The sequence below is a fragment of the Streptomyces sp. NPDC028305 genome (assembly GCF_055569495.1).
Genome location: NZ_JBVHTN010000001.1, coordinates 980348 through 1004951, shown reverse-complemented (window position 1 = coordinate 1004951; position 24604 = coordinate 980348). Strand labels below are relative to the sequence as shown.

The window sequence follows — 24604 nt, the reverse complement described above, 5'->3', positions numbered from 1 at the left end:
GCGTCCCCGCGGAGCGGACCGCGTACAGTCGGCCCGGCGCGCGGCGCCGGACCCGTTGCGCTCACGAGCGGAGGGGGACCGTATGCCAGGGGGCCGACTCGCCGGACGCGCGGACGAACGCGCGGTGCTCGCCGAGCTGCTCGACGGCGTCCGGTCCGGCGCCGGGCGGGTCCTGGTGTTGCGGGGCGAGCCCGGCGTCGGGAAGTCCGCGCTGCTGCGGTACGCCGCGGAGCAGGCCGCTCCCGCCAAGGTGCTGCGCGCCACCGGTGCCGAACCCGAGACGGGGCTGGCATTCGCTGCCCTGCATCAGTTGCTGCGGCCGGTCGCCGGGCTCATCGACGCGTTGCCCGGTCCGCAGCGGGACGCGGTGCGCGGGGCGTTGGGGCTGGCCGCGCCGCCCGCCGCGCAGGACCGGTTCCTGGTGGCCGCGGGGGTGCTGTCGCTGCTGGCCGAGGCCGGGCGGCAGCACGGGCTGCTGTGCGTCGTCGACGATTTCCACTGGGTGGACCGGGCCTCCGCCGACGCCCTGCTGTTCGCCGCGCGCCGCCTGGACACCGACGGCGTGGGGCTGCTGATCGCCACGCGCGACACCCCCGACACCCGGTACGCGCTGCGCGACCTGCCGGAGCGGCGGCTGACCGGGCTGGACGTCGCCGACGCGGCCGCGGCCCTCGCCGGCTGGGCGGCCGTGGAGCCCTCGCCGCGGGTCGCGGCGCTGATCGCCGAGGCCACTGGCGGCAACCCGCTCGCCCTCCAGGAGACCGCCGAACTGCTGACGGCCGGCCAGCTGACGGGTCACGAGCCGCTGCCCGACCCGCTGCCGCTGGGGGAGGGGGTCACCGCCGTCTACGGTGGCCAGCTCGCCGCACTGCCCGCCGGGACCCGCCGGGTGCTGCTGGTCACCGCGCTCGACGGGCGGGGCGACCCCCGGGTGGTGCTGGCCGCCGCCGCCCGGCTCGGGGCCCCGGAGCGCGCGCTGGAGCCGGCCGAGGCCGCCGGTCTTGTGGTGGCCGGGCCCGCCTCGATCACCTTCCGGCACCCGCTGATCCGCTCCGCGGTGCACGCCGCCGCGAGCCCGGCGGACCGGCGCTCCGCCCACGAGGCGCTGGCCGCGGTCCTCGGGGCGGCGGGCGACGCGGATCGCCGGGCGGGGCACCTGGCCGCCGTGGCCATCGGCCCCGACGAGGAGATCGCCGCGGACCTGGCCGCCGCTGCCGACCGGGCCCGCGCCCGGGGCGGCTACGCGGACGCCGCCGACGCCCTGACCCGCGCCGCGCAGCTGACGCCCGACCCCGCCGCCCGGGCCCGCCGGCTGACCGACGCGGCCGTGGCGGCCTGGCTCGGCGGGCGACCGGGGCAGGCGCACAGCGCGCTCGCGGCGGCCGGTGAGACCGCCGAGGACCCCGGCCTGCTGGCCGAACTCGCCCAGCTGCGCGGCCGTTTCGCGCTCAACTCCGGGGACGCGGCCGAGGCGCTGCGTATCTTCCTTGCCGCGGCGGATCAGGCACCCGACCGGCTGCAACTGCTCGCGGACGCCGCCGAGGCCGCCTCCTACGTGGGCGACAGCGATGCCACCGTGCGCATCGGCCGGCGTGCCGAGGCCCTGTCCGAGCTGCCGCCGCCGGGTTCGGCGGACGCGTTCGTGCGGGACGTCCTGGCCGGGTCCGGTGCCTTGCAGGGCGGGGACCCCGAACGCGGGGTGCCGCTGCTCAGACGGGCCCTGGCGGCAGTCCCGGACGACGCGGGCGGCGGCGCCGGCGACGCGGGCGAGGCCGCCACCCTGCTGTGGGCGGCCGCCGCCGCCAGCCTGCTCGGCGAAGGGGACGCCGCGGCCGCGTACGGGGCACGGGCCGGTGCGGTCGCCCGGGTGTCCGGAATGGCGGGCACGCTGCCCGTCGTCCTGGAGAACGCCGCCACCGCCGAGCGGATGAACAGCCGGTTCGCCCTGAGCACCGCCCTGTCCACGGAAGGTCTTGCGCTCGCCCGGGAAGCGGGCATCAGCAACTCCGCGGCCGCGCACCTGGCCAACCTCGCGGTCTGCGCCGCGGTGCGCGGCGAGGAGGACGTCTGCCACACGCACGCCCGACAGGCCCTGGCCATCGCCATTCCGCACCGGCTCGGACTGCGCGTCGGCGTGGCCTCCTACGCCCTGGGCGTTCTCGACCTCGGCCTCGGACGGTTCGCCCAGGCGCACGAGCGGCTGGCGGCGCTGGTCGACGCGGGCCCGGGCGCCGGACATCCCGTGGTCGTATGGGGATCGGTCGCCGACCGGGTCGAGGCCGCCGTGGCCGCCGGGGACGAGGCCGCCGCCCGCACCGCCGTGGCCTTCCTGGAGCGGTGGTCGGCGCACGCGGCCTCGGCGCGCTCCCAGGCGCTGCTGGCCCGCTGCCGCGCGCTGGTCGCCGAGGACGACAAGGCCGTGTCGCTGCTGTACGAGGCGCTCGGGCAACTCGCCGCCGACAGCGGCGCCGCGTACGACCGGGCCCGTACCGCGCTGCTGCTGGGCGAGCGGCTGCGCCGCGCCCGCCGGGTCGGCGAGGCGAGAGGGCATCTGCGCCAGGCCATGGAGGTCTTCCAGCGGCTGGCCGCCGAACCGTGGGAGCGGCGCGCGCGGGGCGAGCTGCGGGCCGCGGGGGAGAGCGCCGACCGCCCGGCGCCGGACGCGCTCGCCGCGCTCACCCCGCAAGAGCTGCGGATCGCCCGGCTGGTGGCCCAGGGCGCGGCCAACCGCGAGGTCGCGGCCCAGCTGTTCCTCAGCCCCCGCACCGTGGAGTACCACCTGTACAAGGTCTACCCGAAGCTGGGCATCAGCTCGCGCGCGGAGCTGACGCGGCTGCTGCTTCAGTAGCCGCCACCAGTGGTCGCCACCAGTGGTCCTACGGATGGCACCGATGGCCCGTCCCGGCACAGTTGTCCCCGTCAACGAGAGAAGCAACGAAAGAAGAGCGACACGCATGACGGTAGAAGGACAGCCGGTCACGGTCGGCGACATCGAGCTGTGGACGGAGGAGTTCGGCGACCCCTCCCATCCGCCGGTGCTGCTCATCATGGGGTCGATGACCCAGGGCCTGCTGTGGCCCGACGAGTTCGTGGGCCGCATCGCGGCCGCCGGCCACCGGGTCATCCGCTACGACCACCGGGACGTCGGCCGGTCCACGGCCCGGGACTTCGAGGCCCACCCCTACACCTGGGCGGCGCTCAGGGACGACGCGCTCGGCCTGCTCGACGCCCTCGGCATCGACCGGGCGCACGTGGTCGGCCACTCCGCGGGCGGTCTGCTCGCCCAGTGGATCGCCGCGGACCACCCCGAGCGGGTGGCCACCCTCACGGTGATCGGCTCCTCGCCGCTCGGCGCCCGCGAGGGAGAGGTGCTGACCCGTGCCCTGCTCGGCGAACCGCAGCCGGCGGGCAGCCTGCCGGAGCCGCGGCCGGAGTTCGTCGAGTTCTTCCGGGCCGCCATGACGGCCGCGCCGCCCAGCACCCGCGCCGAGGCCGTCGACTTCCAGATCGCGATGGCCAGGGTGATGAACGGAACGGCGCTGCCGTTCGACGAGGACGCCCAACGGCGGCTGGAGGAGCTGCTGTTCGACCGCGCCCGCGACCCGCGCACCACGGCCAACCACCGGCTCGCCGGAATGGCCGACCTGGCGTTCGAACCCGTCGGCGCGCTGGTCAAGGTGCAGGCGCCCACCCTGGTCGTCGAGGGCACCTGCGAACCGGCCAAGCCCGGACACGGGCAGCTGATCGCGGAGGCGATCGCCGGGGCCCGGCTGCTGATGGTCCAGGACATGGGCCACATGATCGCGCCGGAGGCGGTCGATCCGGTCGCGACGGCGCTCATCGCCCACTTCGCCACCGCCTGAGCGGATGCCGTTCTCCGCGGCGTCCGCCGTCATGGAGAATGAGCGCCATGAGTCTGTTCCGCGACGACGGCATCGTGCTGCGCACCCAGAAGCTGGGCGAGGCGGACCGGATCATCACGCTGCTCACCCGTGGTCACGGCCGGGTGCGGGCCGTGGCCCGGGGGGTGCGGCGGACGAAGTCGAAGTTCGGGGCGCGGCTGGAACCGTTCAGCCATGTCGACGTGCAGTTCTTCTCGCGCGGTGGCGGCGAGCTGGTCGGCCGCGGGCTGCCGCTGTGCACGCAGAGTGAGACCATCGCTCCGTACGGCAGCGCCATCGTGACCGACTACGCCCGCTACACCGCCGGTACGGCGATGCTGGAGACCGCCGAGCGGTTCACCGACCACGAGGGCGAGCCCGCCATGCAGCAGTATCTGCTGCTGGTCGGCGCCCTGCGGACGCTCGCCTCGGGGGAGCACGAGCCGCATCTCATCCTGGACGCCTTCCTGCTCCGCTCCCTCGCGGTGAACGGCTACGCGCCGAGCTTCGACAACTGCGCGAAGTGTGGGATGCCCGGGCCGAACCGGTTCTTCTCGGTCGGTGCGGGCGGGGTGATCTGCGGGGAGTGCCGGGTGCCCGGAAGCGTCGTACCCTCGGCTGAGTCGCTCACGCTGCTGGGCGCGCTCCTGACCGGGGACTGGGCGACGGCGGACGCGTGTGAGGCGCGGCACGCCCGGGAGGGCAGCGGGCTGGTGGCGGCTTATTTGCACTGGCACCTGGAGCGGGGGCTCCGGTCGCTGCGGTATGTAGAGAAATAGACCACGGAAGCGTTGAGAGGGAGACGGCAGGCAATGGCACGACGCGGGATTCTGGGCCGACAGCGGCGCGAGTACCGGGCCCCGGACCAGCACCCCTCGGGTGCCCGTCCGCCGAAGATCCCCGGTGAGCTGGTGCCGAACCATGTGGCGGTCGTCATGGACGGCAACGGCCGCTGGGCCAAGGAGCGCGGGCTGCCGCGCACCGAGGGGCACAAGGTGGGCGAGGGCGTGGTCCTCGACGTGCTCAAGGGCTGTCTGGAGATAGGGGTCAACAACCTCTCCCTCTACGCCTTCTCCACCGAGAACTGGAAGCGCTCGCCCGATGAGGTCCGCTTCCTGATGAACTTCAACCGGGACGTCATCCGCCGCCGCCGCGACGAGATGGACGAGATGGGCATCCGTATCCGCTGGGTGGGGCGGATGCCGAAGCTGTGGAAGTCGGTGGCTCAGGAGCTCCAGGTCGCGCAGGAGCAGACCAAGGACAACGACGCCATGACCATGTACTTCTGCATGAACTACGGCGGCCGGGCCGAGATCGCGGACGCGGCGAAGGCGCTGGCGGAGGACGTCAGGGCGGGGCGTCTCGACCCGTCGAAGGTCAACGAGAAGACCTTCGCGAAGTACCTCTACTACCCCGACATGCCGGATGTGGATCTCTTCCTGCGGCCCTCGGGCGAGCAGCGCACATCCAACTACCTGATCTGGCAGAGCGCCTACGCGGAGATGGTCTACCAGGACGTGCTCTGGCCGGACTTCGACCGCCGTGACCTGTGGCGGGCCTGCCTGGAGTACGCCTCCCGCGACCGCCGCTTCGGCGGGGCGATCCCGAACGAGGCCCAGAAGGAGAACCAGAAGTAAGGGCCCAGGGCGGCGGTGCTCACGCGTAGCCGGTCTGCGCGGTCGACCAGCGCATGCCGCCGCCCGCCAGATGCTCCAGATACCCCGCGTCGCTCACCGTCACCGTGATCTCCGCGTAGGGCCACTCCTCGAACGGGCGGTCCCGCAGCAGCCGCCACGCCCGCCAGTACTCCAGGTCGACGGGGTCGTGCCAGGTGAGCATGGCTTCCCGGTCCTCTCCCGGCTCCCAGGGCTCACGGTCGCTCTCCAGCGCCGCGACCTCGCTCCACAGCGGCACATTGAGGACCGGGCCGCGCTCGTAGGAGGTCACGATCTCGGCGGCGCGCCGGGTGAACTCCTCCGGATCGCTCCTGGTGAACACGTACGACGAGATCGGGTCGCTGCCCGAGCTCCAGCCCAGCTTGTACACGTCCTTGGCCCGGCGCATGGGCTCGACGACGGTCCTGCCGTCGTCCGCGAGGATGTATCCGCCGCTGTTGACGCGGATCATCTTGCCCAGGATGAGGTCGTAGACCTCCGAGAGATCGTCCTTCAGCCGCATGCCGGCCACGATCTCCTTGCCCCGCTCCTTGGAGATGGGGCACCGGTCTCCGCGGTGCACCTCCGGGCCGTCGTTGCCCAGGTATCCGTTGGTCAGCAGGTACCAGGCGTCCACCAGCAGGGCCAGCGGGAAGGTGCGGACCGAGGGAACGCTCGCGGCGTCGGGGTTGATGATGTGCACCTTGCCGCGGAAGGTAGGGCCTTCGACGGCGTCGATGGACACGGTGTAGAGATCGGTCATGGCGTGCGTCCCCCAGTCGGTCCGGCAGTGGTGATCCCTGCTGGTCACCACCATCAAGAACCGTAACCGCCCCCACCGACAACCGTGTTGGGAGTCGGACGCGCCCGACCGTGTGCGCATTCGGCGACCTGTGGCATGATCCGCTCGCCGGCCCACGATGTGAAGAAAAGGTGATGGGGGAATGATCAAGGGTGGCAACACCTTTGTTCCGTCCGTGCCGCTGCGGATCGCCGTGCGGAGCGGGCTGGACGCCTCGGCCTTGCTCCTGACGGAGGGCGGGAGGGTCCGGGGGGACGGGGATGTCGTGTTCCACGGCGCGCCGGTCCATCCGTCGGGCGCCGTGCGGCTGGCCGGGGATGGGGGTGAGGGCGACGGCACGGTGTGGCTGGAGGTCGGCCTCACCGCGATCGAGGAGGAGATCGTCCGCGTCCTCGTGGTCGGCTCGACGGACAGCGGCGCGATGCGGGATGTGTCCGGGCTGTCGGTGGAGGCGTTCGCGCCGGACGGTACGTCCATCGCCCGGTACGACGTGACCGACGGCGGCGGCGAGACGGCCATGGTGCTGGCGGAGCTGTACCGGCGGGCGGGCGGCTGGAAGTTCCGTGCGGTGGGCCAGGGGTACGTGGACGGCCTCGCAGGCCTGGCGACGGACCACGGCGTGGACGTGGCGGAGGACGGCCAGGCCCAGGCCCAGACCCCGTCCGCGTCCCCGGAACCGCTTCCCGTACCGGCACCGGCACCGGCACCGGCACCGACGCCGACCCCCACGCCGACGCCGACCTTGGTGGTGCCGCCTCCCGCGCCGGGCCCGGCGTACTCGGCGTACCCGGCGGACTGGTCGTTCGGCGCGGTCTTCGAGCCGTACGAGCAGGACGGCCGGGACAACGACGTGATCACGGTGGACGGGCTCCCGCAGGGGCCGGTCATCGTCGAACTCACCCTCGAGGGCGGGGGATACACCGGCCTGTGGACCCTCGACCAGCGGAACAAGAAGAAGGACAACCTCGTCAACAGCACCGAGCACGCCTTCCGGGGGCGGCTGCTGACCGAGGTCCCCGGGCGCGGGCCCCTGCGCCTGCGGTTGCAGGCGGAAGGCCCCTGGCAGCTACGGGTGTTGCCGCTGGCGGCGGGCCGTCGGCTGACGGAGGAGTGGCTGGAGTGGGGCGGCCCTGACGTTCTGCTGCACACGGCGGGTACGGCCGACCTCGCCATCCGTTACCGGGGCGACGACAACCTCATCGTCCACCTCTACGAACTGGCGGAGCACCACGACCCCACGGCCCTGCCCGGGTACGAGAACGCCGTCAACGAGATCGGCAGGCGGCGGGAGACCGTGCCGCTGCCCGAGGGGCCGGTCATCGTGCACCTGGAGATGGCGGACGGTCCCTGGCAGGCGCGGCTGAAGGGGCTGCGGCCGCACAGCGGGCCGCCCATGCCCACGCCCCTGCCGGCCCCGGCTGCGGCAGCTCCCATCCCCGTACCGGCGCCCGTCCCCGCGCCCGTCCCGCCCCCGGAGAAGGTGTCCGAGGTCCGCAAGGTGCGGGACTGGCTGCGGCGGGGGAAGCGGTAGTGACGTTGCGGTGAGTATGGGACGGCGACACGCCGCGACGACGGCGCGTCGGTGTCCCGAACTCACCGCAAAGTCGGCGAGCTACACCTTGGGCGGCGTCGCGCAGTCCCCACAGGTGCCGAAGATCTCGATCGTGTGGGCCACGTCCACGAAGCCGTGTTCCGCGGCGATCGCGTCCGCCCACTTCTCCACGGCCGGGCCCTCCACCTCGACCGCCTTGCCGCAGGTGCGGCAGACCAGATGGTGGTGGTGCTCGCCGCTGCTGCATCGGCGGTAGACGGCCTCGCCGTCGGTGGTGCGCAACACATCGACCTCGCCCGCGTCGGCGAGGGACTGGAGCGTGCGATAGACCGTGGTCAGGCCGACGGAGTCGCCGCGGTGCTTCAGCATGTCGTGAAGCTCCTGCGCACTGCGGAACTCGTCCACCTCGTCCAGCGCAGCCGCTACCGCCGCCCGCTGCCTGGTGGACCGGCCGCGTACTGGGGGACCCGCGGTCACCACAGTTGCCTCCTCAACATCGCCTGCTCGTCGCCTGCTCGTACGTCGCGCATCCGCGTGGCCATTGTGCCAGGGAAAGCAGGGCGCACGGGCTAGAGCAGCACATCATCCGTTTCGCCCGCTCCAGCGGAGGCGGAGGCGGCGGAGACGCGCGCGCCGGGGACCGGGAGCGTGCAGCGCTCCTCGGCCGCCGCTGCCCTCCGTGCGCGTCTTCTCGCCAACGGGGCGGCGAGCGCGGTGATCGCGGCGAACACGGCGATGGCGAGGACGACGATGCTCGCGCCGGGCGGGACGTCCTCGTAGAAGGAGTAGACCGTGCCGGAGAGCGTCACCACGATGCCGATCGCGACGGCGAGCGCGAGCGTCATCGCGAAGCCGCGCGTGGCCTGTTGGGCGGCCGCGACCGGGACCACCATCAGGGCGCTGACCAGCAGCAGGCCCACGACGCGCATGGCCACGGTGACGGTGACGGCGGCGGTGATGGCCAGCAGCAGGTTGAGGGTGCGCACCGGCAGGCCGGTCACCCGCGCGAACTCCTCGTCCTGGCAGACCGCGAACAACTGGCGGCGCAGCCCGAGGGTGATCAGCACGACGAAGGCCGCGAGGAAGGTGATCGCGGTCACGTCCTCGCGGGAGACGGTGGTGATCGAGCCGAAGAGATACGTGGTCAGGTTGGCGTTGGAGCCGGTCGGCGAGAGGTTGATCAGCAGGACGCCGCCGGCCATGCCGCCGTAGAAGAGCATCGCGAGGGCCAGATCGCCGCGCGTCTTGCCGTACCAGCGGATCAGCTCCATGAGGACCGCGCCGAGGGCGGAGACCACGACGGCCGTCCACACCGGGTTGGTGCCGGTCAGAAAGCCGAGCGCGACGCCGGTGAGCGCGACATGGCCGATGCCGTCGCCCATGATCGCCTGGCGGCGCTGGACGAGGTAGATGCCGACGGCGGGGGCGGTGATGCCGACCAGGACGGCGGCGATCAGCGCCCGCTGCATGAACGCGTAGTCGAGGATCTCCAGCATGTCAGGTCAGCAGTCCCGTCCGGATCGGTTCGGCGTCGTGCGCCGCGTGCGGGTGTACGTGGTCGTGGCCCGGCAGCGCGTGCTGGCCCACGGCCTTGGGCGGCGGGCCGTCGTGGACCACACAGCCGTCGCGCAGCACCACCGCGCGGTCGATCAGCGGCTCCAGCGGGCCGAGTTCGTGGAGCACCAGCAGCACGGTGGCGCCCTGGGCGACCTGCTCGCGCAGGGTGCCGGCGAGGATCTCCTGGCTGGCCAGGTCGACCCCGGCCATCGGCTCGTCCATGATCAGCAGTTCGGGCTCGCCGGCCAGCGCGCGGGCGATCAGCACCCGCTGGTGCTGGCCACCGGACAGCGCGCTCACCGAGTCCTTGGCGCGGTCGGCCATGCCGACGAGCTCCAGCGCCCGCCGCACCGCCGCCCGGTCCGCCGCGCGCGGCGGACCCAGCCGCCTGCGGGTGAGCCGCCCGGTGGAGACGACCTCGCGGACGGTCGCGGGGACGCCGCTGGCGGCGGTGGTGCGCTGCGGTACGTAGCCGATGCGGGCCCAGTCGCGGAAGCGGCGGCCGGGGGTGCCGAACAGCTCGAGATCGCCGCCGGACAGCGGCACCTGGCCGACGACGGAGCGCACCGCCGTGGACTTGCCCGAGCCGTTGGCGCCGAGCAGCGCGACCACCTCGCCGCGCCGTACGGTCAGGTCGACGCCGCGCAGCACGGGGCGGCCGCCGAGGGAGGCGGTGGCGCCGCGCAGCGATATGACCGTCGGGGCCTCGTCCGAGGAGGCCTTGGCGGTGTTCTCGGGGGATGGCTCCGTGGCGGGTTCCGGCTTCATATGGCTTCCTCCGCTCGTCGTTCGCTCGTCATTTCGCGCCTCATTTCGGGCCTCACTTGGTGCCCAGGGCCTTTTCGAGCGCCCTGAGGTTGGCGTGCATGACCTCGAAGTAGTCTCGGCCCTTGGACTTGCCGCTGATGCCCTCGATCGGGTCGAGCACATCGGTGCGCAGCCCCAGGTCGCCCGCCAGGGTCTTGGCGGTCTTGTCGCTCACCAGCGTCTCGAAGAAGACGGTGCCGACCTTGTCCTTCTTCGTGATCTCGTGCAGGTCCTTCACCCGGGCGGGGCTGGGCTCGGACTCCGGGTCGATGCCGGAGATGGCCTCCTGGCGCAGGCCGTAGCGCTCGGCGAGGTAGCCGAATGCGGCGTGGGTGGTGATGAAGGTGTCCGAGGCGCGGTTCTTCAGGCCCGTCCGGAAATCGTCGTTCAGCGCGCCGAGCTGCTTGACCAGCGCGGCGGTGTTCTTCTTGTAGGCGGCGGCGTGGTCGGGGTCGGCCTTCTCCAGCGCCTTGCCGACACCCTCGGCGACCTGGGCGTAACGCACCGGATCCAGCCAGATGTGCGGGTCGGAGCCGGCGTCCTCGCCGGAGTGGCCGTGCTCGCCTTCTCCGTGCTCGTCGTGCCCGTGTTCATCGCCCGCCACCTCGGTACCGTGGTCTTCCAGGGAGGTGTACGAGGATGCTTCGGCGACGTGCTTCGGCTCGGCCTGCTTGACGGCGGCGTCGACGGCCGGCTGGAGCCCCTTGAGGTAGACGACCAGTCCGGCCTTGCTCAGGTCGGCGGTCTGCCGGGCGCTGATGTCCAGGTCGTGCGGTTCCGTGCCGGGCTTGGTCAGACTGGACACATGGACGTGACCGCCGCCTATGCGCTCGGCGAGGAACTGCATCGGGTAGAACGACGCCACCACATCCAGTTTGCCGTCCGTACGGCCGTCCGTCGTATTGGCGGAGCAGGCTGTGAGCGCTGTGGCCAGGCCGAGAACAGCGACTCCGGCGACGGCGGCCGGGAGGATGGGGCGACGTATGTTCATGACTCTCATTTTCAACAAAGATGGAAACCATTGTCAACAACGGTCCGCTTGTTGATCGGTTCGCTTACCGATTTGATCCGAGGGGTGGAGCCGCCGGTAACCTGAAGCATTCGCTTTGTCGTCCGCACGCCGTCCGCAAAGCCGCCATCAGCCATAACAGAGTCGTCTCACACAGCCGTCTCACCATCTCACTCAGTCGTCATCAGCCGTCATCAATGAAGAGAGCACCGTGGCCGCCGACAAGATCGACACCATCGTCAGCCTGAGCAAGCGCCGTGGCTTCGTCTACCCGTCCAGCGAGATCTACGGCGGGCAGCGAGCTGCCTGGGACTACGGACCGCTCGGCGTGGAGCTGAAGGAGAACATCAAGCGTCAGTGGTGGCGCTCGATGGTCACCTCACGCGACGACGTGGTCGGTCTCGACTCGTCGGTGATCCTCGCCCGCGAGGTCTGGGAGGCGTCCGGCCACGTCGCCACCTTCACCGACCCGCTCACCGAGTGCACCTCCTGCCACAAGCGGTTCCGCGCGGACCACCTGGAGGAGGCGTACGAGGCCAAGCACGGCCGGCTGCCCGAGAACGGCCTGGCGGACCTGAACTGTCCGCACTGCGGCACCAAGGGCAGCTTCACCGAGCCCAAGCAGTTCTCCGGCCTGCTCTCCACGCACCTCGGCCCGACCCAGGACTCCGGCTCGGTCGCCTATCTGCGCCCCGAGACCGCCCAGGGCATCTTCACCAACTTCCTCGCCGTGCAGCAGACCTCGCGCCGGAAGCCGCCGTTCGGCATCGCCCAGATCGGCAAGTCCTTCCGCAACGAGATCACGCCGGGCAACTTCATCTTCCGTACGCGCGAATTCGAGCAGATGGAGATGGAGTTCTTCGTCAAGCCGGGCGAGGACGAGGCCTGGCAGGAGTACTGGATGGAGCAGCGCTGGAACTGGTACCGCGACCTCGGCCTCCAGGAGGCCAACATCCGCTGGTACGAGCACGCCAAGGAGAAGCTCTCCCACTACTCCAAGCGCACCGCCGACATCGAGTACCGCTTCAACTTCGGCGGCTCGGAGTGGGGCGAGCTCGAGGGCGTGGCCAACCGCACCGACTATGACCTGAAGGCCCACTCCCAGGCCTCCGGCCAGGACCTGTCGTACTTCGACCAGGAGGCCGGCGAGCGCTGGACGCCGTACGTCATCGAGCCGGCGGCGGGCGTGGGCCGCGCGCTGCTGGCCTTCCTCCTCGACGCGTACATCGAGGACGAGGCGCCCAACGCCAAGGGCAAGATGGAGAAGCGCACCGTGCTGCGGCTCGACCCGCGTCTCGCGCCGGTCAAGGTCGCCGTGCTGCCGCTGTCCCGCAACCCGCAGCTCTCGCCGAAGGCCAAGGGGCTCGCGACCGACCTGCGCAAGCACTGGAACATCGAGTTCGACGACGCGGGCGCGATCGGCCGCCGCTACCGCCGCCAGGACGAGATCGGCACGCCGTTCTGCGTCACCGTCGACTTCGACACGCTCGAGGACAACGCGGTGACCGTGCGCGAGCGCGACACGATGAAGCAGGAGCGGGTCTCCCTCGACCAGATCCAGTCCTACCTGGGCGGCCGACTGATCGGCTGCTGACCAGGGCGTTCAAAGACGCGATCAGGCCGCTACGGGCCCTGGCGCCGCGGGTAGACTGCCGCGGCGCCAGGGCCCGTCGGCTCTGCGGAGAACGGGGGTTCTGGAATCGTGCTGCGAGGTGTGACGCACCACATCACGGCCACCCGTGAGGACGGCACCGTCTTCGAGGTGAGCTACGGATACGGCGCCAGACAGCGGCGGCTGCTCGGCTGTCTGCACTGCGACTGGGAAGAGCAGATCACCTACGGCGGCGCCCGGCACAAGGGGCTCGACCACCTCGCCCAGGCTCACGGCGCGGTCGGCAGCCCGACCATGACGGCCGACGCGCGGGCGCGGCGGCAGGTGCTGTGGGCGATGACCGTCTGCTTTCTGATCTCCGCGGTCATTTTGTGGTGGGCGATGTCTCAGACCTGAGGGCGGTGTCGGTGTCGGTGTCTATGCCGGCGTCGGTGCGGCCTGTCCTGCGGTCCGTTTTCAGGGCCAGCGTCGCGCACACCACCGCCAGCGGCAGCTCCGCGCACACCGCCATGGCCAGGGCCGTGGCCAGCTCGGCGCCCGGGGCCGCCGTCACGGTGTCGAACCACGCGTCCACCACCAGCAGCGCGCAGGTCGCCGCCGCGGTGAGCCGGTGGCGGCCGTCGCCGCGCCGCCGCAGCAGCCCGGTGGCCACCAGCCCGAGCGCCTCCAGCGCGTCCAGGCCCGCCCAGGCCACGTTCCAGTGGCCGACCTGGGCCGTGGGCGGCAGCGTCGTCGCCAGCACGACGAGCCAGGGGACCAGCGCGGCGCCACTGACGAGGAGCACCGACTCCACGGCCCGGGTGGCCCGGGTGGCCCGGGTGGGCCGGGCGGCCTGGGCGGCCCGGGGCGCGCGGGCGTTCCGTGTGGGGCGGGCCGTGGGGGCGTACAGGGCGCTCATCAGGGCTGATCTCCTTCCGGCCCGATTCGGCTCGGCTGCTCCTCGGGCATGGCCACCAGCCTTCCCGGCACGATCGCGCCTGTCGGTAACGCGAGTTGCCGAATGGGGGTGGCACTAGTTGCACCCCCGATCCGGGTACGGGCGCCAGCGACCCGCCCCGAGGCGGCGGTCTAAGGTCGGCGCATGAGACTCCCCACCGCGCCACAAGCAGCGCTCATCCGGCTGCGGCGCGACGCGGTATTCGGGCTCGCGGGCATATCCGTGCAGTTCCTGGCCCTGTTGGTGTTGAGCGTGCCGTGGCTGGTCTACAGCGACACCGCGATGCCGCTCCTGGGCGTCCTGGTCGCCGTCGCCCTGCCGATCGCCGCCCTGGCCGCTGTCAGCCCGGCGTTCACCCGGATGCAGCGGCGCCGTTTCAAGGCCCTGCTCGGCATCGACATCCCCGGCCCGGCGCGCCGGGGGCCGGAGCTGCGCTACAACCTGCTGGTCGCGCCCGCTGTCGCCTGCGGCGGGGTGCTGGCCATCGTCCTCGTGGTCGTGGGGCTGGCGGCTTCGACCGTGTTCGTCTGGAGCCCGCTGGGCGGGCGGCTGAAGTTCCTCCCCACCGCCATGGCGGCCACGTATGTCACCGCGCTCGGCCTCGCCCTGCTCGCCCTCGCTTACTGGCTCACCGGCGCTCTCGCACGGGCCGACGTCCGCGCCGCCACCGCGCTGCTCGGCCCCGACCCGGCGACGGAGCTGGAGCGCCGGGTCGAGGACCTGACCGAGCGCCGCGCGGGCACCGTCGACGCGGCCGACGCCGAACGCCGCCGCATCGAACGCGACTTGCACGACGGCGCCCAGCAGCGGCTCGTCTCCATGGCGGTCAACCTCGGCCTGGCCAAGGCCACGCTCGGTGATCTGCCCGAGGAGGCCCGTAAGGTCATCGACGAGGCGCACCGGGAGGCCAAGGAGGCCATCGAGGAGCTGAACAACCTGGTGCGCGGGCTGCACCCCGCCGTCCTCGACGACCGCGGCCTGGACGCCGCTCTCTCCGGCATCGCCGCCCGCGCCCCGCTGCCCGTACGGCTGCATGTCGACATCCCCGAACGCCCCGCGCCCACCGTCGAGGCCGTCGCCTACTTCGTCGTCTCCGAATCCCTGGCCAACACCACCAAACACGCACAGGCCACGGGGGCCGATGTCACGGTCGTCAGGACGGGCGACATACTGCGCGTGGTGATCGCCGACGACGGGATCGGCGGCGCCGACCCCGCCCAGGGCAGCGGCCTCACGGGGCTCGTGGGGCGCGTGGGCTCCGTGGACGGGACCTTCGACCTCAGCAGCCCCCGCGGGGGCCCGACCGTCATCACCGTGGAGCTGCCGTGCGTGCTGTGATCGCCGAGGACTCGGTCCTGCTGCGGATCGGCCTGGTGAAGGTCCTCCAGACCGCGGGCTTCGAGGTCACGGCGGAGGCGGACGACGCGGACGGTCTGCTCGCGGCGGTCGAGGAACACCACCCGGACATCGCCGTGGTCGACGTCCGGATGCCCCCGGGCTTCACCGACGAGGGCGTACGGGCCGCGCTGCTGATCCGCCGCCAGTGGCCGGACACGGCGGTGCTACTGCTGTCCCAGTACGTGGAGGAGCGCTACGCCGCGGACCTGCTGACCACGCACACCAGCGGGATCGGGTACCTCCTCAAGCAACGCGTCGCGGACGTCGAGGACTTCATCGCCGCCCTCCACCGCGTCGCCGGCGGCGGCACCGCGCTCGACCCCCAGGTCGTCGCCCAACTCCTCGTCCGCCGCCACCGCGACCCGCTGGACCGGCTGACCGCGCGGGAGCGGGAGGTTCTGGAGCTGATGGCTCAGGGGCGGTCCAACGCGGGGATCGCGGAGGGGTTGGTGATCAGCGAGTCGGCTGTGGCCAAGCACATCAACAGCATCTTCGTGAAGCTGGACCTGCCGGTGGCGGAGGGGGATCACAGGCGGGTGCTGGCGGTCCTGCGGTTCCTCGGCGTCGGCTGACGTTTCCCCTCCCCGCCCCTTCCCGAACCGGGGCTGTGCCCCGGACCCCAGCCCGGTGGCCCATGGAGAACCGCATGCGGGCCTCACTCGGCCGCATCGGGCGTCACCGCCGCCCGTCCGCGGCCTTCATCCCCAGGAACCGGCGGCCGTTCGCCTCCAGCGTCGCGGCGTCGATCCCATGGCCGAGCAGGAATCCGACCGGGTCGGGCTGCGCCATGTCGAAGGGGTAGTCGCTGCCGCAGACGATCCGGTCCGGTGACGCATGCGAGCGCAGCAGCGTCAGCACCTGCGGATCGTGGGTGACCGTGTCGAAGTACAGCTGCTCGAACGACTCCGCGGGCGGCCGCGTACTGCCCCGGTGCACATCCTCGCGGGACCGCCAGCCGTGCTCCCATCTCCCGATCAGGGAGGGGGCGCAGCCTCCGCCGTGTACGAAGCAGATCCGCAGGCCGGGCAGCTCCTCCAGGACGCCGCCCAGGACGACCGAGGCCACGGCGGTCGTGGTCTCCACCGGGTTGCCGATCAGGTTGACCAGGTAGTGGTGGTCCCATTCCGGGCGCGGCAGCTGCATCGGATGCACCAGCACGGACAGCCCGAGCCCGGCGGCGACGCCGAGCACCTCCCGCAGGACACCCCGGTCGTAGGAGCGGCCGTCGACCACCGGCGGCACGGCGATGCCCGCGACGCCGTCCGCCCCGGCGAGCCGCGTCAGCTCCCGTCGGGCCGCAGCGACATCGTCCAGCCGTACCAGGCCGAGCCCGACGAGCGTTCCGTCCGTGTGGGACACCGCGTCGGCGAGCCGCTCGTTGTAGGCGGCCACGTAGTCGTCCGCCTCGGACGGCGCGTGGACCGGAAAGGCGAAGGGCGGCGCCGAGACGGCGCGCGCGCCGAGCCCCCGCTTTCCGCGTGTCCGCGACGATGGCGTCGATATCGGTCATCGCCGCGGTCGGGAACGACAGGGGACTGTCTCCGAGGAAGAGCGCGCCATCCCGGTCGTTCATGCCGCCGAGCGGGTTCCCCGGCGGCAGGCCGAGCAGTTCACGCGGCAGCCAGTGCGCGTGAACGTCGACGACTCCGGAGCGGAGGGTGGGCAGGGCCACAACTTCAACGTACACACCAGGGCCGTCCTCAGCGCGCGGGCAGGAGCACGCCGAGAGCGGTCATCTGTGATCGAGATAACTGACATCCAGATCCATCGCCGGAAAGGGGGAAGCGATGAGGGGTCCCCCGCGCTTTACCCCCGTGAGAGCAGCAAGGAAGCCGCTCGACGATCACCCTCAGGCGTCAACGAAGAAGGTCCCGTGTCCCAGACAACCGAGCTGCGCAGCTCCGAGCCGCGCACATCCCACCGCGCCGCGACCAGCGCCCCCGCTCCCCATGGCGTCCCGGGCTGGTTGGTCGCACTGCTGGCCGTCGCCTCCGGCATGACGGTCGCCAACCTCTACTACGCGCAGCCGCTGCTGTCCTCGCTGCGCGACGTCTTCCACATCACCACGGCCACCGCGGGCGTCCTCATCACGCTCACCCAGGTCGGTTACGTGATCGGCATGCTCTTCCTGGTCCCGCTCGGCGACCGATTGGAGAAGCGAAGCCTGATCACCGCCCTGCTGACCGTCACCACCCTGGCCCTGGTCGCGGCCGGCTTCGCCACCGGCTTCCCCATGCTGCTGGTCGCCTCCCTGATCAGCGGTGCCACCTCGGTCGTCGCCCAGATCCTGGTGCCGTTCGCGGCAAGTCTGGCTCCCGACCACGCCCGCGGCCGGATCGTGGGCCGGGTGATGAGCGGCCTGCTCACCGGCATCCTGCTCTCCCGCACCGTGAGCAGCCTGGTCTCGGACATCGCCGGCTGGCGCGTCGTCTACCTCGGCTCCGCGGTCCTGATGGCCGTCCTGGCCGTGGCCCTGCGGGCAGCGCTGCCGAAGCACGCGCCCACCACCACCGTGCCGTACCACCACGTGCTGCGCTCCACCGTCGCACTGGTGCGCACCCATCCCGCGCTGCTGCGCCGCGGCCTGTACCAGGCGGCGATGTTCGGCGGCTTCAGCGCCTTCTGGACGACCGTCTCCTACGTACTGACCAGCTCCCCCTTCAACTACTCTCCCGTCGGCGTCGGCATCTTCGCCCTCGTCGGAGCCGCCGGTGCGGCCATCGCCCCGCTCGCCGGGCACTGGGCCGACCGCAAGCTCGTCCGCCCCATGACCGGTGTCGCGTTCGCCGTCGCCGCGGTGGCCTTCGCGGTCGCCGGCTTCGGTCAGCACAGCATCGTGCTGCTCGCCCTGGCCGCGATCGCCATCGACATGGCCGTGCAGACCACCCTGATCCTCGGCCAGCACACCATCTACCAGCTCGACGCCAGCGCCCGGGCCCGCCTCAACTCGGCCTTCATCGCCACCTTCTTCCTCGGCGGCGCCCTGGGCTCCCAGGTCGGCTCGATGGCCTACCGTGCCGGCGGCTGGGGTGCGGTCAGCGCCTTCGGCGCAGCCCTGCCCCTGCTGGCGCTGCTGTACTGGCTCACCGAGCGCCGGGCCGCCGCACGGAAGGCGGTCCCTGTTTCCGAGTGAGCACCCCGTTCGAGCCCGGTGCGGTCCGTACTCACGGACCGCACCGGGCTGTGGTGGCCACGGTGTGTGACGAAACCACTCAATATTGGCCAAAGCCGCCATGGGGTGCCATCGTGGACCAGACCCGGACTCGATGTGGAAGTGGTACGAGGTACGACTGGGATGATTGTGGCGGTCACGTTCGCCGTGCTCGCTGCCGGCAGCAACGCCATGGGAACCGTGCTGCAACGGCGAGCGGCCCTGGAAGTGCCGGACTCCTCGGCCCGCCTCGGGCTCGTCCGGCACCTCCTGCACAGTCCGGTCTGGTTCGGCGGAATCGTGGGGGTCGTCTGCTCCGCGCTCTTTCAGGCTCTGGCCCTGAACGCCGGGACCCTGGCGGCCGTCCAGCCCGTCTTCATCCTCGAACTTCCCCTGGCCCTCCTGGCCGGCAGCGCGGTGTTCCGCGTGCGGGTGTCGCGCAGGGCGTGGCTCTGCGTGATCTGCATCTTCGTGGGGCTGGCCGTCGCGCTGTTCTCCGCGTTCCCTTCCGGAGGGCGCTCCCAGGTGCCGGGGGTCTGGTGGGCGCCCACGCTGGCCGCCGTCGGCGGGGCCGGCGCCGCACTCGCCCTGGCGGGACTCCGGCGCCCGCGGGGTCTGGCCCGCGCCGCCTGCCTGGCGGCCGCGGCCGCGATCGGCAACGCACTCACCGCGGCACTGGTCAAGTCCGCCATGGGAACGCTCACCGAGAAGGGGGCTGCGGCGTTCTTCCTCACCTGGCAGACCTACACCTTCGCGGCCGTCGGATCGCTCTCGATCTTCCTGCTCGGATACGCCATGCAAGGCGGCCCGATGATCGCGTCCCAGCCGGCCCTCACCCTGGGAGACGCCACGGTCAGCTTCTGCCTCGGCGTCACGCTCTTCGCGGAGTCGCCGCGCCGCGGACTATGGCTCCTGCCCGCGCTCCTGGGCGTCGCCCTGCTCGGCTACGGCGTCTTCGCCCTGTCCCGCACCAGGTGCCTGGTGAAGTGCGTCAACCCGGACGAAGACGCACCGCAGCGGGACGGGCAACCCGTCACAGCCACCATGTGATGTCACGCCAGCAGGCGGGGGAGGCGCAGGCTCAGCAGGCCGGTTATGACGATGCCCACGAGTTGGATGGCCAGGGTTCTGGCCAGGGCGTCGCCCATGCCCATGGACGGGGCCAGGGTCAGGAAGAGCGTGCCGAGGGTGGCCACGCCCAGGGCCAGCGCGGACTGCTGGGTGGTGACCATCACCCCGCTGCCGACCCCGGCCCGCTCCGCGGGGACCTCGGCGAGGATGCCGCGGATCAGAACCGGGAGTTGCAGGCCCTGGCCGAAGCCGGCGATGGCGATGCCGGGCGTCAGGTCGGCCAGGGACAGGCCTGCCCAGTCGCGCTGGACGGCCAGCATCAGCAGGACGATGCCGACCGCCTGGAAGACCGCGCCCGCGGTCACCACGCGGTTGCCGTACCGGCTCACCAGGCGCGGGCCCATCAGCGAGGCCACGAAGAAGGCCGCGGCCATCGGCGTCAGCGCGAGACCGGCCTCGACGGGCCCGTACCGCAGGCCCTGCTGGAGCGCGACCGCGATGACGAACATGAAGCCGCCGAAGCCCGCGCTGAACGGAAGGATCATCAGCAGGCCCCGCCGCAGTCCGGGCAGGGCGAACAGGCTCGGCGGGAGGAGCGGGACGCGGCCGGAGGACTCGAGGCGCCGCTCGGTGACGTAGAAGGCGACCGCCGCGACGGGGAAGACGCCGAGCAGCAGCCAGGTCCACAGCGGCCAGCCCGCCGCGCGGCCCTCGGTGAGCGGCAGCAGCAGCGCCACCAGGGCGAGGGCCAGCAGCGCGGTGCCGGGCACGTCGACGGGGGCGGGGTGCTTGGAGCGGGTCTCAGGGACCGCGCGGGCGGCGACGACCAGCCCGGCGGCCGCGACCGGCACATTGACCAGGAAGACCGCGCGCCACCCCGTGCCCGCGACATCGGCGGCCACCAGCACGCCGCCCAGGATCTGCCCCGCCACCATGGCGAGGCCGGCCGTGGCGCCGTACAGGCTCACCGCGCGGGCGCGGCGCGGGCCGGAGGTGGTGGCGTGGATGGTGGCGAGCACCTGGGGGAGCAGCAGCGCCGCCGCGGCGCCCTGCGCCACGCGACCCGCCACCAGGGTCCAGGCGTTGGGCGCGAGGCCGCAGGCCAGGGACGTCACCCCGAAGGCGGCCATGCCGGCGAGGAAGAGCCTGCGCCGGCCGAAGGTGTCGCCCAGCCGGCCGCCGAGGACCAGCAGCACGGCGTACGCGACGCCGTATCCGGCGACGACCAGCTCCAGCAGGGCGGGGCCCGCGTTCAGGTCACGGTCCATGGCGGGCAGGGCGACGTTGACGATGAAGAAGTCGATCAGGGGGAGGGCCGCGCCGAGCAGCACGGTGAACAGGCCTAGGGCGCTCAGGGACCCGTCTGCGTCGCTCGGGGCTCTGGTGGCCCCGCGCGCCGGGGCCTGGGTACGGATGCTTGTCTGGGTCACGACTACGACCATCGCGCCCGGCTCAGACAGGTACCAGAGTGTCTTTATCCTGGTACAAGAACTACCTGGCAACCGGCTGAGCCCTCAGGCACCCTGGATCCCATGACAACCATGGCGCAGGAGACCGCGGCCGTCGCCACCGCCACGGCCACCGATGTACGGCGGGGCGAACTGGCGGCGTTCCTGCGCAGCCGGCGCGAGCGGATCACCCCCGAGCAGGTGGGCCTGGAGCGCGGGCGGCGCAGGCGCACGCCGGGGCTGCGCCGCGAGGAGGTCGCCCAGCTGGCCGCGGTCGGGGTCACCTGGTACACGTGGCTCGAACAGGCGCGGGACATCCATGTCTCCACACAGGTCCTCGACTCGATCGCCCGCGCGCTGCTCCTGGACCGCAGCGAGCGCGAGCACCTGTTCGCGCTCTCCGGGGCCGTCGACCCGAGCCCCGGCGGCGAGTGCACCGCCGTGACCCCCGCGCTGGGGCTGATGCTGGAGCAGCTGGAGCCGTTCCCGGCCTGTGTGCAGAACGCCCGGCTGGACATCCTCGCGTACAACCGCACCTACGGGCGGCTGCTGTGCGACCTGGACGCGGTGCCCCTGGAGGACCGCAACTGCCTGTGGCTGACCCTCACCCATGGGGAGTGGCGCGCCAGCATGGCCGACCCGGACGAGACGATCCGGGCGATGGCCGCCAAGTTCCGGGCGTCGATGGCCGAGCATCTGGCCGAGCCGCCGTGGAAGGCGCTGCTGAAGCGGTTCCAGGACGCCTCGCCCGAGTTCCGCGAGGTCTGGGCCCGGCATGAGGTGCTGCGCCCCGGCGACCGGGTCAAGGTCTTCCGCCAGGCGCAGGTGGGCACGCTCCGGGTCACCGGCACCAATCTGTGGATCGGCCCCGGCACCGGGCCCAAGCTGCATGTCTACACCCCGGCGGACGACGAGACGCGGGAGCGCCTGGAGCGGCTTCAGGCACTGGTTCTCGCCGAGGCCTGAGCGGGCGCGCGTTCGTCGTCGCCGAACAGCGCGGCGGCGCGGCGGGCGGTGGCGGCCGCCCACTTGCCGGTGGTCACCAGCCCGAGCAGCAGGACCGAGGCCCCGCATCCGGCGATGATCCACCACGCGGGGCGGGCGGCGTCCGCGAAGCGCGTGGCGGAGGCGGTGGTGCCCGCCGCGCCCGAGGCCAGCACGGCGCCGATCACCGCGACGCCCAGCGACGCGCCCACCTGGCGGCTGGTGGAGGCCACGGCGGCCGCGACCCCGGCCTGGGCGCGCGGCATCCCGGACACCGCGGTGTTGGTGATGGGCGCGTTGACCAGGCCGAAGCCGATGCCGAACAGCACATAGCCGATCAGCAGCAGGGCGTCGGTGGCCTGGGCGTCGAAGGCCGCGAACAGCACCCCGCTCAGCCCCATCGCCATCCCCGCAAGGAGCAGCGGCAGACGCGGACCGCGGCTGCCGACCAGCCGCCCGGACAGTGGCGCGAAGACGAAGCACATGGCCGCCATCGGCAGCATCCACAGCCCGGCGTGCAGTGCGTTGAGCCCGCGGACGTCCTGGAGATACAGCGTGTTCAGGAACAGGAACCCGCTCAGCGCCGCGAAGGCGCTCACCGCTATCACCGTGGCCCCGCTGAAGGGCGCGCTGTGGAAGAAGCGCAGCTCGATCAGCGGCTCGGTGCGCCGCCGCTCGTACGCCACGAGCGCGACCAGCGAGACGGCGGAGACCGTGGTGCACGCGGCGATCAGCGGCGAGCCCCAGCCCCGGTCGGGCGCCTCGATGATCGCGTAGGTGAGCGAGCCGAGCAGGGTGGCGACCAGCACCTGGCCCACCGGATCGGGCCGGCGCGGCTTCGGGGCGCGCGACTCGGGCACGTAGCGGGCGGTCAGCACCAGGGCCAGGAGCCCTATCGGCAGGTTGAGCCAGAAGATCGAGCGCCAGCCGACCGACTGCACCAGCACCCCGCCCACCAGCGGCCCGGCGGCCATGCTGATACCGACGACCCCGCCCCACACCCCGATCGCGCGGGCCCGCTCCCGGGGCTCGGTGAAGGTGTTGGTGATGATCGACATGGCGACGGGGTTGAGCATCGAGCCGCCGACCGCCTGCACCATGCGGAAGGCCACCAGTGCCTCCAGGTTCGGCGCGAGGCTGCACAGCGCCGAGCCGAGGGTGAAGACCACCAGGCCGGTCTGGAAGGTGCGCTTGCGCCCCACCCGGTCCGCCGTCGAGCCCGCGAGCATCAGCAGCGCGGCGAGCACCAGTGTGTACGCGTCGATCGTCCACTGCATGCCCGAGACGGAGGCGTGCAGGTCACGCCGCATCGAGGGCAGCGCCACATTGAGGACGGTGTTGTCGAGGCTGACGAGCAGCAGACTCATGCAGCAGATCGCCAGCACGAGCGTGCGCCGCCGATGGCTCAGCTCAGGCATGATTGAACGCTACATCGACATCCACCGTCTTTCCCCCATCCTCCCTCCGGGCCTTCCCCCGTGGCGGACGCGGGACATCGGGTGCGGGACAATGAGAGATCTGCCGTCCTGACCCGATCAGGTCGCTCGGCCGAGTCACCGCATATCCGAGAGATACCCGAGAGACACCCGAGGAAGCCCCTTCCATGACCGCCACGCAGCTCCAGATCGGACCGCACACGGTGACCCCGCCGGTGGTGCTCGCGCCCATGGCCGGGATCACCAACGCGCCGTTCCGCACCCTGTGCCGCGAGTTCAGTGGGGGCAAGGGGCTGTTCGTGAGCGAGATGATCACGACCCGGGCGCTGGTCGAGCGCGACGCCAAGACCATGCGGCTGATCCGCTTCGACGGCACCGAGAAGCCCCGCTCCATCCAGCTGTACGGGGTGGACCCGGCGACCGTCGGCAAGGCCGTACGGATGATCGTCGATGAGGACCTGGCCGACCACATCGACCTCAACTTCGGCTGCCCGGTCCCCAAGGTCACCCGCAAGGGAGGCGGTTCGGCGCTCCCGTACAAGCGGCACCTGCTGCGCTCGATCCTGCGCGAGGCCGTGACCGGCGCGGGCTCGCTGCCGGTGACCATGAAGATGCGCAAGGGCATCGACGACGACCACATCACCTACCTCGACGCGGGCCGGATCGCGGTCGAGGAGGGTGTGACCGCCATCGCGCTGCACGGCCGCACGGCGGCGCAGCACTACGGCGGCGAGGCCGACTGGGAGGCCATCGCCCGGCTGAAGGAGACCGTGCCCGAGATCCCGGTGCTGGGCAACGGCGACATCTGGTCGGCGGACGACGCGCTGCGGATGATGCGGCGCACGGGCTGCGACGGCGTGGTCGTGGGGCGCGGCTGCCTGGGGCGGCCCTGGCTGTTCGGCGATCTGGTGGCCGCCTTCGAGGGCGGCGGCGCGCCCGCCCGGCCGACCCTCCGGGAGGTCGCGGCGGTCATGCGGCGCCACGCCGAGCTGCTGGCCCAGTGGCTGGAGGACGAGGAGCGGGGCGTCATCGACTTCCGCAAGCACGTCGCCTGGTACACCAAGGGCTTCTCGGTGGGCTCCGAGATGCGCAAGCGGCTGGCGATCACCTCGTCCCTGGACGAGCTGGACGCGCTGCTCGGCGAGCTGGACCTGGACCAGGGGTGGCCGCCGGGCGCGGACGGCCCGCGCGGCCGCACCTCCGGCCGCAACCGGGTGGTGCTGCCCGACGGCTGGCTGAACGACCCGTACGACTGCGCGGGCGTGAGCGCGGACGCGGAACTGGACACGTCGGGCGGCTGAGCG

The 24604-nt window shown here is 72.1% G+C and carries 22 protein-coding genes; 13 read left to right on the top strand and 9 right to left on the bottom strand.

The genetic code is table 11. The features are described from left to right. Nucleotides 1–82 precede the first annotated feature (82 nt). From ACZ4WQ_RS04700 to ACZ4WQ_RS04685, 4 genes are all read left to right on the top strand, one after another. Complete coding sequence (locus ACZ4WQ_RS04700; protein ID WP_398369492.1) at nt 83–2848, top strand: ATP-binding protein; 2766 nt, start codon at nt 83–85, stop codon at nt 2846–2848. Between the two features lie 106 nt (nt 2849–2954). Beyond that, nucleotides 2955–3863, top strand: a complete 909-nt coding sequence (locus ACZ4WQ_RS04695; protein ID WP_398369494.1) for an alpha/beta fold hydrolase — start codon at nt 2955–2957, stop codon at nt 3861–3863. Between the two features lie 47 nt (nt 3864–3910). Next, nucleotides 3911–4660, top strand: coding sequence for a DNA repair protein RecO (gene recO / locus ACZ4WQ_RS04690; RefSeq protein WP_311722559.1), 750 nt, complete (start codon nt 3911–3913; stop codon nt 4658–4660). A 33-nt stretch (nt 4661–4693) separates the two neighbouring features. Further along, the gene (locus ACZ4WQ_RS04685; RefSeq protein ID WP_311722560.1) at nt 4694–5518 is read left to right on the top strand and encodes an isoprenyl transferase; all 825 of its coding nucleotides are present in this window, start codon (nt 4694–4696) and stop codon (nt 5516–5518) included. A gap of 19 nt (nt 5519–5537) precedes the next feature. Here ACZ4WQ_RS04685 and ACZ4WQ_RS04680 read toward each other — a convergent pair whose 3' ends face one another. Next, complete coding sequence (locus ACZ4WQ_RS04680) at nt 5538–6299, bottom strand: hypothetical protein (protein ID WP_398369496.1); 762 nt, start codon at nt 6297–6299, stop codon at nt 5538–5540. Between the two features lie 181 nt (nt 6300–6480). Between ACZ4WQ_RS04680 and ACZ4WQ_RS04675 the strand changes: the two genes are divergently transcribed. Beyond that, the gene (locus ACZ4WQ_RS04675) at nt 6481–7869 is read left to right on the top strand and encodes a TerD family protein (protein WP_468022060.1); all 1389 of its coding nucleotides are present in this window, start codon (nt 6481–6483) and stop codon (nt 7867–7869) included. An 81-nt stretch (nt 7870–7950) separates the two neighbouring features. Here the strand turns inward: ACZ4WQ_RS04675 and ACZ4WQ_RS04670 are convergent, their stop codons facing one another. The 4 genes from ACZ4WQ_RS04670 to ACZ4WQ_RS04655 all read right to left on the bottom strand — a co-directional run bounded on the left by ACZ4WQ_RS04670 (nt 7951) and on the right by ACZ4WQ_RS04655 (nt 11245). Further along, entirely contained in the window at nt 7951–8370 is a 420-nt protein-coding gene (locus ACZ4WQ_RS04670; protein ID WP_311722563.1) for a Fur family transcriptional regulator, read from the bottom strand. An 89-nt stretch (nt 8371–8459) separates the two neighbouring features. Further along, nucleotides 8460–9386 carry a metal ABC transporter permease gene (locus ACZ4WQ_RS04665; RefSeq protein WP_311722564.1) on the bottom strand — a complete coding sequence of 309 codons (927 nt, stop codon included), beginning with the start codon at nt 9384–9386 and terminating at the stop codon, nt 8460–8462. Between the two features lies 1 nt (nt 9387). Then, complete coding sequence (locus tag ACZ4WQ_RS04660; protein WP_358845152.1) at nt 9388–10215, bottom strand: metal ABC transporter ATP-binding protein; 828 nt, start codon at nt 10213–10215, stop codon at nt 9388–9390. Between the two features lie 52 nt (nt 10216–10267). After that, nucleotides 10268–11245 carry a metal ABC transporter substrate-binding protein gene (locus tag ACZ4WQ_RS04655; RefSeq protein WP_468022059.1) on the bottom strand — a complete coding sequence of 326 codons (978 nt, stop codon included), beginning with the start codon at nt 11243–11245 and terminating at the stop codon, nt 10268–10270. 229 nt (nt 11246–11474) lie between these two features. Here ACZ4WQ_RS04655 and ACZ4WQ_RS04650 point away from each other — a divergent pair, with 229 nt between their 5' ends. Together ACZ4WQ_RS04650 and ACZ4WQ_RS04645 are read left to right on the top strand one after the other, a co-directional pair. Then, entirely contained in the window at nt 11475–12857 is a 1383-nt protein-coding gene (locus ACZ4WQ_RS04650; RefSeq protein WP_385341400.1) for a glycine--tRNA ligase, read from the top strand. Between the two features lie 120 nt (nt 12858–12977). Further along, nucleotides 12978–13271: a hypothetical protein gene (locus ACZ4WQ_RS04645; RefSeq protein ID WP_385341402.1), complete on the top strand. Its 294-nt coding sequence runs from the start codon at nt 12978–12980 to the stop codon at nt 13269–13271. On the opposite strand, the gene ACZ4WQ_RS04640 is transcribed toward ACZ4WQ_RS04645, so the two are convergent. Beyond that, nucleotides 13240–13773, bottom strand: a complete 534-nt coding sequence (locus ACZ4WQ_RS04640; RefSeq protein WP_468022058.1) for a hypothetical protein — start codon at nt 13771–13773, stop codon at nt 13240–13242. The two genes, ACZ4WQ_RS04645 and ACZ4WQ_RS04640, sit on opposite strands and share 32 nt — an antisense overlap. Before the next feature lie 183 nt (nt 13774–13956). Between ACZ4WQ_RS04640 and ACZ4WQ_RS04635 the strand changes: the two genes are divergently transcribed. Continuing rightward, nucleotides 13957–15150, top strand: coding sequence for a sensor histidine kinase (locus tag ACZ4WQ_RS04635; protein ID WP_468022057.1), 1194 nt, complete (start codon nt 13957–13959; stop codon nt 15148–15150). Then, complete coding sequence (locus ACZ4WQ_RS04630; protein WP_311722571.1) at nt 15138–15782, top strand: response regulator transcription factor; 645 nt, start codon at nt 15138–15140, stop codon at nt 15780–15782. Before ACZ4WQ_RS04635 ends, ACZ4WQ_RS04630 begins: the two co-directional genes overlap by 13 nt. Before the next feature lie 103 nt (nt 15783–15885). On the opposite strand, the gene ACZ4WQ_RS04625 is transcribed toward ACZ4WQ_RS04630, so the two are convergent. Then, nucleotides 15886–16602 (bottom strand): amidohydrolase family protein, encoded by a 717-nt coding sequence (locus ACZ4WQ_RS04625; protein WP_468022056.1) that lies wholly within the window; start codon nt 16600–16602, stop codon nt 15886–15888. Between the two features lie 604 nt (nt 16603–17206). Between ACZ4WQ_RS04625 and ACZ4WQ_RS04620 the strand changes: the two genes are divergently transcribed. Together ACZ4WQ_RS04620 and ACZ4WQ_RS04615 are read left to right on the top strand one after the other, a co-directional pair. Further along, a complete protein-coding gene (locus ACZ4WQ_RS04620) occupies nt 17207–18343 on the top strand; it encodes an MFS transporter (RefSeq protein WP_385341577.1) in 1137 nt (378 codons plus the stop codon). A 162-nt stretch (nt 18344–18505) separates the two neighbouring features. Next, nucleotides 18506–19411 (top strand): DMT family transporter, encoded by a 906-nt coding sequence (locus ACZ4WQ_RS04615; protein ID WP_358845160.1) that lies wholly within the window; start codon nt 18506–18508, stop codon nt 19409–19411. Nucleotides 19412–19413: 2 nt separating this feature from the next. Here ACZ4WQ_RS04615 and ACZ4WQ_RS04610 read toward each other — a convergent pair whose 3' ends face one another. Further along, nucleotides 19414–20874, bottom strand: a complete 1461-nt coding sequence (locus ACZ4WQ_RS04610; protein WP_468022055.1) for an MFS transporter — start codon at nt 20872–20874, stop codon at nt 19414–19416. A gap of 90 nt (nt 20875–20964) precedes the next feature. On the opposite strand from ACZ4WQ_RS04610, the gene ACZ4WQ_RS04605 reads away from it, so the two are divergent. Next, nucleotides 20965–21846, top strand: a complete 882-nt coding sequence (locus ACZ4WQ_RS04605; protein WP_468022054.1) for a helix-turn-helix transcriptional regulator — start codon at nt 20965–20967, stop codon at nt 21844–21846. Here ACZ4WQ_RS04605 and ACZ4WQ_RS04600 read toward each other — a convergent pair. Continuing rightward, nucleotides 21819–23282 carry an MFS transporter gene (locus tag ACZ4WQ_RS04600; protein WP_468022053.1) on the bottom strand — a complete coding sequence of 488 codons (1464 nt, stop codon included), beginning with the start codon at nt 23280–23282 and terminating at the stop codon, nt 21819–21821. The genes ACZ4WQ_RS04605 and ACZ4WQ_RS04600 overlap by 28 nt on opposite strands. A gap of 185 nt (nt 23283–23467) precedes the next feature. Between ACZ4WQ_RS04600 and dusB the strand changes: the two genes are divergently transcribed. Then, nucleotides 23468–24601, top strand: a complete 1134-nt coding sequence (dusB, locus tag ACZ4WQ_RS04595) for a tRNA dihydrouridine synthase DusB (protein ID WP_468022052.1) — start codon at nt 23468–23470, stop codon at nt 24599–24601. Nucleotides 24602–24604: the final 3 nt, after the last annotated feature.